The 8,756-nt window shown below is 33.9% G+C and carries 7 protein-coding genes; 6 read left to right on the forward strand and 1 reads right to left on the reverse strand.

What is annotated here, in order from left to right:
* Positions 1–1,085: 1,085 nt before the first annotated feature.
* The 4 genes from FTV38_RS15810 to FTV38_RS15825 all read left to right on the forward strand — a co-directional run bounded on the left by FTV38_RS15810 (position 1,086) and on the right by FTV38_RS15825 (position 3,259).
* The gene (locus FTV38_RS15810; RefSeq protein WP_004884492.1) at positions 1,086–1,373 is read left to right on the forward strand and encodes a BrnT family toxin; all 288 of its coding nucleotides are present in this window, start codon (positions 1,086–1,088) and stop codon (positions 1,371–1,373) included.
* Positions 1,360–1,674, forward strand: a complete 315-nt coding sequence (locus FTV38_RS15815) for a BrnA antitoxin family protein (protein WP_180022967.1) — start codon at positions 1,360–1,362, stop codon at positions 1,672–1,674. Before FTV38_RS15810 ends, FTV38_RS15815 begins: the two co-directional genes overlap by 14 nt.
* Positions 1,675–2,058: 384 nt before the next feature.
* Complete coding sequence (locus tag FTV38_RS15820; RefSeq protein ID WP_180022968.1) at positions 2,059–2,751, forward strand: hypothetical protein; 693 nt, start codon at positions 2,059–2,061, stop codon at positions 2,749–2,751.
* Positions 2,752–2,773: 22 nt separating this feature from the next.
* The gene (locus tag FTV38_RS15825; protein WP_180022969.1) at positions 2,774–3,259 is read left to right on the forward strand and encodes a hypothetical protein; all 486 of its coding nucleotides are present in this window, start codon (positions 2,774–2,776) and stop codon (positions 3,257–3,259) included.
* 748 nt (positions 3,260–4,007) lie between these two features.
* Here FTV38_RS15825 and FTV38_RS15830 read toward each other — a convergent pair.
* Positions 4,008–4,487 (reverse strand): hypothetical protein, encoded by a 480-nt coding sequence (locus FTV38_RS15830; RefSeq protein ID WP_180022970.1) that lies wholly within the window; start codon positions 4,485–4,487, stop codon positions 4,008–4,010.
* 2,553 nt (positions 4,488–7,040) lie between these two features.
* Here FTV38_RS15830 and repM point away from each other — a divergent pair.
* Positions 7,041–7,970, forward strand: a complete 930-nt coding sequence (repM, locus tag FTV38_RS15835) for a replication initiation protein RepM (protein WP_180022971.1) — start codon at positions 7,041–7,043, stop codon at positions 7,968–7,970.
* 78 nt (positions 7,971–8,048) lie between these two features.
* The gene (locus FTV38_RS15840; protein ID WP_180022972.1) at positions 8,049–8,579 is read left to right on the forward strand and encodes a plasmid replication DNA-binding protein; all 531 of its coding nucleotides are present in this window, start codon (positions 8,049–8,051) and stop codon (positions 8,577–8,579) included.
* Positions 8,580–8,756 lie beyond the last annotated feature (177 nt).

Raw genomic sequence — 8,756 nt, forward strand, 5'->3', positions numbered from 1 at the left:
GTGTATTATGTTAAGTTTAGAAATTATTAAATTAGCCTTTCTTAGGTAAAAATATTTCCAGAGTTAGATATCGGTTAGTTTGAAACTATTGAATTTTTGCAATCCAATCTATATCACATGACTTTCCATTTTTAAAAATTAATTTATTAGAGTACGAAGATTTCTCATAACTCAAGATGGCTTCATCTCCATATGTATATTCATAACAATATTTTGTTTTGATAACTATATTCGCTGTTGTATCAATATATAGATTACTATCATCTCTTTTTATATATAGTTTATACATCTCTGCATTTGCTACACATGTAATTAAAGTTAGAAAACCTCCTAAAATTATTACATAAAATCTCATACTGTAGTTCCTATAAATATTTTTAAATATGTATAGGACTAATATATTATATTTATTTTTTTATGTAAAAAAATTATACTTACTTTTTTATGCATAAATTTTATTTAAAATGAAAAATATACTTTTGATCTTACCAATAATATTCACAGTAGTAGCTTGCTCGACAACTGGATATCAAACAGCGCCTCATAATGGAAAAGTATATTACATACCGCCAAATTGCCCGAAATACCAATACAAACTTAATGATCCTGATACATTGTATTGTTTCGATAAACAAGGAAACCAAACAAGTGGGATCCTAACTCCTGCAAGTAATGAACAAGTGCAACTACATTTGATGCAACAAGAAGCTAATAGAAGAGCTTGGGAAGATATAAATAATACAATCAAACAAGCAACTCCTAAAACTACTAACTGCTACAATATAGCTGGGATGTTAAGCTGTAGTACTTACTAGTCCTACTTGGAATAACAGATTAACTAATAACCCTATATTTAACATAATGGGCGTTATACGAAATAAATCTTTATTATTTTAATTAAATCAATAATTTGTAAATTTTACATAATCCAAAAAAACACCAAAAAGCCGACTTTGAAACAAGTCGGCTTTTTATTGAACAGATTTGTCACTTTCAGCCAATAAAATTGACCAAAAAAACTCTATTCAACTTGAGTGATACAATTATGTGATACATTATTGTATATACAAATTTGAATGTTTTTTATGGAACAGTATTTCGAATGGGATGAGGCAAAGAATCGAAAGAATCAGAAAAAGCACGATGTCTCTTTCGAAACAGCAAGCCTTGTTTTTGATGATCCATTAAGGATCTCAATCCAAGACAGACATACCGATGGTGAAGAACGTTGGCAAACCATTGGAAAAGTAAAAGGCGTACTAATGCTCTTAGTAGCTCACACCATCTTTGATGAAGACGACTGTGAAATCATACGAATCATTAGTGCAAGACAAGTCACCAAAGCGGAGCGAGATAGATATGAGCATGGTTAGATACTCACGCAAAGAACTGAATGAAAAATTCAGCGACAAGCAAGATGCTGAAATTCAACGCTTGCTTGCTAAGGGAACGGTTCCTGACGATCAGCTATATCTCTCAGATATGCCTGAAATTACCGACTGGAGCAATGCTGTACGCCATAATCAATTCTATCGCCCAGTGAAGCAACAAACTTCCATTCGTTTAGATGCTGATGTACTTGCATGGTTTAAAGCTCAAGGCAAAGGCTATCAAACACGAATGAATGAAATTTTGCGGGATGCTATGCTCAAAGAATTAAAAAATCATCAGTAAAAATGGGAGCTTAAGCTCCCATTTTTGACTTCGCATAAGGTGTATTATATTAATTTTAGGAAAAATTAAAAATTACTTTCAAATAAGTTAAGTATATAATTCTCATCAATTTGAGGTAGTAGTAGTTTTAGACATGATATTTATGGTCGGCTTTGTTGCATAAATATTTTTCAAAGCACTGATTTTTAAGAGGTTTTTTAAAATTTTAATAAAAATAAATATAATAAAATCATAATGTTAGGTATTTGTGCAACAAAGCCATCGTGTATTAAAAAATGATAAAATTGTACCCATCACAAAAAATTAAAAAAAATATTTTAATTCAATCAATTACTAATTAGTATTCCTAGTTTATACATTACTGTCCAATAAATTAGGATCAAGATGAAGAAATTTATAAGCTTTACTTTACTTACTCTCTTTACATCTCATATTTATGCAATTCAATTAAAAAACTCAGAATATGGTTTTGAACTAGGTGGGAATAAATACTTCCAAGAAAGTGAAGAGGGATTGGTTCTCTCCAACGATGGAAATATAAAAAAATTAAATATTAGCCCAGGAATTATGCCTGATATTTATAAACTTTCTAATGAATATGTGGTCGTATCTTTAGCAAGCCCTTACTATCCTGCGCCAATTATTCAAACTATTAATTTCAACTATCAGGCTAAAGAAATAGATACTAATTTAAGCAATATTCCTGAACATCTAATTAGTGATGGTTTTAGCTGTGAATCCAAAGAACAAGAAAATAAAATTTTCTTTAATTGTTCCAATTCTGAATATAAAACTAACGTATACAAATATGTTTATTCAAATCAAAAATTTACAGCCATAAACTCTCCTAATTCAACCAAAGTTAATCAAAAACATTGTTTAGGTGAATTCCAAATGTACTCCTCTTTAAGGGCATCTAAGCCTCGTGGTGGATATCGTGAGAATACGATGCCTTTGTCTATAACAAGAGGATTAAATAGTAGATTGAAAAATATGAACACAACTAAATATGCTGAAATATTGAATAGTAAAAATAAACTAACTCAAAATCAGTTCCAGACTAAATACTGTGTGTAATTAAAACATAAGGTTAAATATAGTGAAAATAGCTCGTACTCTGAAAACCAGTTTATTAATTTTGTTGGCAACTACTACATATAATGTCTCTGCTGAAGTTTTCATACTTGAAAATGTAAAAAAAGCTCAAGCAGATCCTTATTTTCCACCAGCTCTAATAAAGACTTACAAAGCTAATAGACCTATAGATGTTAAATATAACTATAGCTATGACTCAATAAATGATCAGAAAAAATTATTTCTTGAATTCAGTACAGAGGATACTGCAATCGAAGACCTGCTAGACTTTGGAGTAATGGTCGATAATATCGATAGTCCTATTATAAAAAACTCACAAATAGTTAGCCGAGGTCTACCAACATCTGAAAGTTGCGCTTATATAGGAAGTGCGAAAGTTACTTTAACTGATATTTGGCTGTTAATACCCGAAGTAGCATCAGAAGCTGAAACAGGAGCAGAAATATCAAAAGTATTAGTTGCATCGAGACCACAACTTGAATGCTATTAAACCTAATCATGTAAATCAATTTTAATTGTTCTTATCTTTTGGGCTTACTTAGTCTTATATGCTTTTGGTGTCTTTGACTGAATAAGCCTTTTTCCTTTCAATTCTTCTTTTGTTGGCGTTGTTGCATAAATATTTTGCAAGATACTGATCTTTAAGGGGGTTGTGAAAATTTTAATGAAAAATAAATATAATAAAATCATATTTTTAGATATTTGTGCAACAAAACCTTTCTTGACTAGAAGCCTGATTAGATCCATTCAGAAATTGGTAATAATCAATCATTGTTAAAACTTATATCTGAAAAAAACTAATTTTTTCGAAAAACTACTAAAAAGATGATACTGATTAAATTTTGACAAATGTAAGACGCCTAGTATTTGATATTAAAAAATTTTTTCTTATAATTCAGATAAAATTTCTATATTTGAAAAAAAATGGTAATTCTTAGTGTCGGAGTAATTATTTATCAAATAATTATTTTTATTATTATTACTGCATCTGGTAAAGGAGGGAGATGGATAGTTACTCCTATCGCCTGCTTATGGACCATCACTCATGTCTTTTTCCCACCCTTAATGATTCTACAGTTTTGTGTTATAGCATTTGCATTTGCTTGTGCGGGAGTATAGAAACCGCTCATTTAACATGATGGAGTTTATACGAAAGGCCCAATTCATGGGCTTTTCAGGCATCTGCTTAACATAAAATCTCTTATACGAAATTAACTCTCATAGTGACTATCACCATCCTAAGCTTTCTCAGATAGATATTTTTTCAATCTCAATTTTAATTTTTTAGGATCTATCTCATTATTTGATGAAAATCCAAACTTAAAGCATATGTATTCACCAACTAAGACCCAGCTGGGCTTAAGAAATCTAATCGTCTGATAACTGAATTTTTCAGCTATTTCACAGAGAATTAATAGTAATTTAATAGATACATCCAGATGACATAACTCTTTTCGAAAATCCATCTGTTCGATAACGATTTCTTTTTTATTTTCAGAATTCCAAAGCGTGCCGAACCTTATAAATAAGCTATCGATATCACGCTTACTAGATGACACAGAGATTGACATAGCTTTTTCATAAAATTCAAAGTTATTTCCCCAAAATTTTGGACGAGAATCTACTCCGATCACGCGATAGAAAAAGTTATCAATCAGACCGATAATGAACATTTTTTCATCTCCTCCGATCAGTTTTTGGTTATTACTAAAAGACATCTTAGTCACCCTGAAAAGCATCAATCTAACAGCTCAAAAACTCAATGTAAACTGTTGATTATAAAGAACTTAATGTTTAAGAAACTATTGGGTTTTAACATAATAAAACGTTAAAAAAAGACTTTTATTTTTAGATATTGAATCATTAAGAAAATGATCCATGCTCTTTATATATTTGAAAATAAAGAAATAAAAAACAATTGGTTATTTTTCATACAATTTCAATTTTTAACTTGTTGTTTTTTATACATTAAAAAAATCTTTGCCATAACTATAAAAGTACCCCTTTGAAACATATATTTTTTATTGACTATTTTTGAGTAAATTTCATTCTAACTAGCTGTTTAATGGCAGAAATATAAATAAGAGTTCCTGAAATTGGCGGGCGCGAAAACATCTGAAAATTTGCCAACTTTAAAAAAGCCGGCGATGATGGCATTGCCAAAATATGAAATGAGCTTTCCTGTGTTAATCGTGCAGTGAGCGAAACTTTCTAAGCTTTGTTTTTTCGGTTCGTGTGCATGTGGCAGCCACCACATGCTAAAGACCGTGTAGCTGCATACTTCCGAAAGGGCGTTGGTGCGGCTGCGAAGGGCACTGGACAGTGAGATTCTGTTCTTTGACCCACTCCAAGATGTCTATGAAATGACATTGAGAAACAAAAAACAGTTGGGCGACACTGAAACGGGATCCTTGGTGACAAGGGCAAACCCTGCTTAACAGAGAGTGTGAGTATCTTCATGGAATGATAGATGCGTTAGGAACACACGTTTACCGCTTCAATTCCTTAACAGGGTGGTATGCGTTGCGCACAGGTGGGCTTATGAGAGTATCGCGAGGTACTAGGGGCACGAGGAGAAATCTGGACTGCTCGGTACTCAATGATTAACCAAATTGATTTGTCGTGATGACATATTTGATTAGTTATTGAGATCTATGGATAGCTCAAGCCTGTAACAGTGACACTAAGGAGATTCAAGAGATTGGATCAAGCATGTTGCTTTGCGTAGGTTAAGTGCTTTACCCGTAATGAAGTTTAATATCGGTTAATAATGAGGGTTTTCGGAACTCTTACCTCAAAAAAAGGGAATAGCTGATATCAGGTTGAACGGATAAGCGTACTGACCGTCTATTTCACTAGAAATAGACAAAGACTGTTAACGCTAAAGTGGGAATCTCTCAAGTCAATGATTATATAAGGTGGCTCCTTGATATAGGCTTTGGGACCGAAAACACTCCGCGAGAGTGCTATAAGGTTTTATTAATGAGAGAGGGAGAGTTGCTGAATAGATTTAATTTGGTTTTATTTACAGATTAATTAGGTCACTTCGAGCGAATAAAAACGTAAGGGGTGGGTGAACGAAAGGCAATACGGTGCATAACCGGACTGAGAAAACAAAGTTTGTCAGGGGAGAGGTGTGGCAACCTCGGCAGCTATGAAATGCGGCAAGCCTGTTTGGCACGGGAGAAAGTGAATAGACGTTAAACATCCTGAAGTAGCGGTCGGATGAATAATATTTCATGAGTATTCACTAAGATAAGAAAAAAGCGTTGGTTACGTTGAAGTTTGCGCTTTGAAATCACCCAGTTGTTCCGGAGACGGATCTGCTGCTGACTGATTTTTGCGATGATGCAGCATGCTGCTAGTGGGATGATGTTATATAAAATCGTGATTGTGGAACTAAAACACAATTTGAAGTGTGTACTTTGTGATGTGTAGAAGTCAGGGCCTGCTTAGTCTTGATGGAGGATCCATGAGAGTCGCTTCCACTGGAAACAGTGAAGATGTCGTAAGTTGATAACTGCGAGTTCGTTCTAGTCGCGAACTCAATAAATGATTAGCGTTAAGCGCGTTAGTTTCGTGAATTTGAACACGGCAAATCAAAACACAAGGCGGTCTCCTTAGGAGGCCGCCTTACCTTTTCCTAAAAGCTCATCATTTGCATTTTAAGCACGTTTTCCTCATCGACATAGATTCATCATAGTAATCAGTGAAAAATCGCGCATACCCCCTATTTTTTGCATCTAATCGCAATTTCAGAGCGAGTGTCTACGAGCGAACATTGAAAAGTCGCGCCTAGACTCTCTGGAAAACAATTTTTTAGTATAAAAATCTTAAAAACAGTAAATCACTTGCAGAAAAATGATGTCTAGACCGAGCGAAGCGAGCATAAAGAACTTATGAGCGTAGCGAATTCATTCGTGCTTTTGCTTTTTTAAAGTCACGAAATTCTGAGCCAAAAATTGCCCCTCGAATCGAGCGAAAGCGAGATTCAATAGAGTTTGAGCGTAGCGAAAACATAGGGCAATTTTTCATTTGAAAGGCTTTTAATTATTTTTAATGTTTTTAAATGTTTTTAGATAAGCTGAAAGCGGTTATACAAAAGGGTTTCCTCGGTTATATAGCAACGTTTCCTCGGTTATATAGCAACGTTTCCTCGGTTATATAGCAACGTTTCCTCGGTTATATAGCAACGTTTCCTCGGTATTTGACAACAGATTTTTATTATGTTGTTATAGCAACATAATAAAACCGTTGCTATATAGAACAACATGACAGACTTAGTCGTAAAATCAAATAAACTTGTTCAAGCCTTACAGACTCTAACCTTAAGTGAAACTCGTCTTTTACAGCTTGCTATTGTAGATGCTCGAGAAACAGGACAAGGTTTATCAACTGATGAACCATTAGAACTAAGTGCCATTAGATATGCGAAAGCTTTTAATGTTTCTCCAGATGCTGCTTATTTAGCTTTAATTGAAGCAGAAGACTCACTATTTAAGCGACAATTCACAATTACAAATGAAGATGGAAGTCTAACGAAAAGTCGTTGGATTCAAGATGCAAACTATAGAAAAGGTGAAGGTCGAATTCTCGTTACATTAACGCGTGTAGTTATCGAACATGTCACTAAAATAGATGGGTTTGAACAATATTTCACAAGCTATCATCTACGAAAAACATCTGAATTTAAAAGCGTCTATGCAGTTCGTCTGTACGAATTATTAATGCAGTGGAAATCTATAGGGAAGACCCCTCTTTTTGAATTAAATAAATTCCGTAGCCAATTGGGTATTGGTGTAAACGAATACACCAGAATGGAAGCATTTAAGAGACGTGTACTTGATATTGCTATAGACCAAATTAATGAGTTTTCAGATATCAATCTGAAGTACGAACAGCATAAAAAAGGACGCTCAATTTCAGGTTTTTCATTCAGTTTTAAACAAAAGAAATTAACTCATGAGCATATCGAGAGCAAGAGAGATCCTAATACTTTAGATGCCTTCTCAAAAATGACCGATAAACAACGCCATTTTTTTGCTAATAAACTTTCCGGACTACCAGAGATGGGACGATATTCAGAAGGTACTGAGAGCTATCAGCAATTTGCTTTACGTATCGCTGACATGCTTCAAGACCCCACTAAATTTGAAGAGTTACATCCTTACCTTCAAAAAGTCGGGTTTAAAGCTGCCTAAATTATAGACTTGATCATTTGTCTATTAGACAGTCTAATAGACAATCAATTTTGACAAGTTTAGGCATAGGTTTACAGCATGAAAACCCTTACAGTTCTTGAACTTTCCAAGCTGTACAACATCAATAGACAAACAATTTACAACAACATAAAGAAAGGAATTTTAAGTAAAAATTCTGATAATAAGATTGATCTAGCAGAAGCCATACGCGTTTTTGGGGAACCAGTTAAAAAACAGGATGTAAAAGAACCTGTAAAAATAGACAGTCCAAATTCGGCAGAAGTTTTACTGCTTAGACAACAAATAGACATGCTAAAAAATCAGCTTGATGATGCCAAAGATCGGGAATCTTTCTATCAAAACCAAATTGAAACGATGCAACGCCTATTAGAAGCCCCAAAACCTAATATGACTACGTTTACCGATCAAGAACCAGTACAATCAAGCATGGTCAAAACAGATCCCGATCTGGACACAGCAGAACCGAAACATGACGGATTGACTACTCCGGAGCAGACAGAAAATAAGCGAATTCCAGTGCCGGAGCACGTTGAACAGGAACCGGAAAAAAGAGGCTTTTGGAGCCGTTTTTTTAGACCCTATGATTAACCACGATTGTTTAACTGATATGAACAAAGTCGTGAAACATTGATCAAGTAATAGGCGTGGAACGTGATAAATCAAAGAAAAAGCCCAATCAGGTGTGATTGGGCTTTTTTGTGGACGCTAAGACAATGATTTATATAGAATAAAAAATTGCATTTCGTATAACGTGTATTATGTTAA

The organism is Acinetobacter sp. YH16044 (genome assembly GCF_013417145.1).
In the GTDB taxonomy this organism is placed as follows: domain Bacteria; phylum Pseudomonadota; class Gammaproteobacteria; order Pseudomonadales; family Moraxellaceae; genus Acinetobacter; species Acinetobacter amyesii.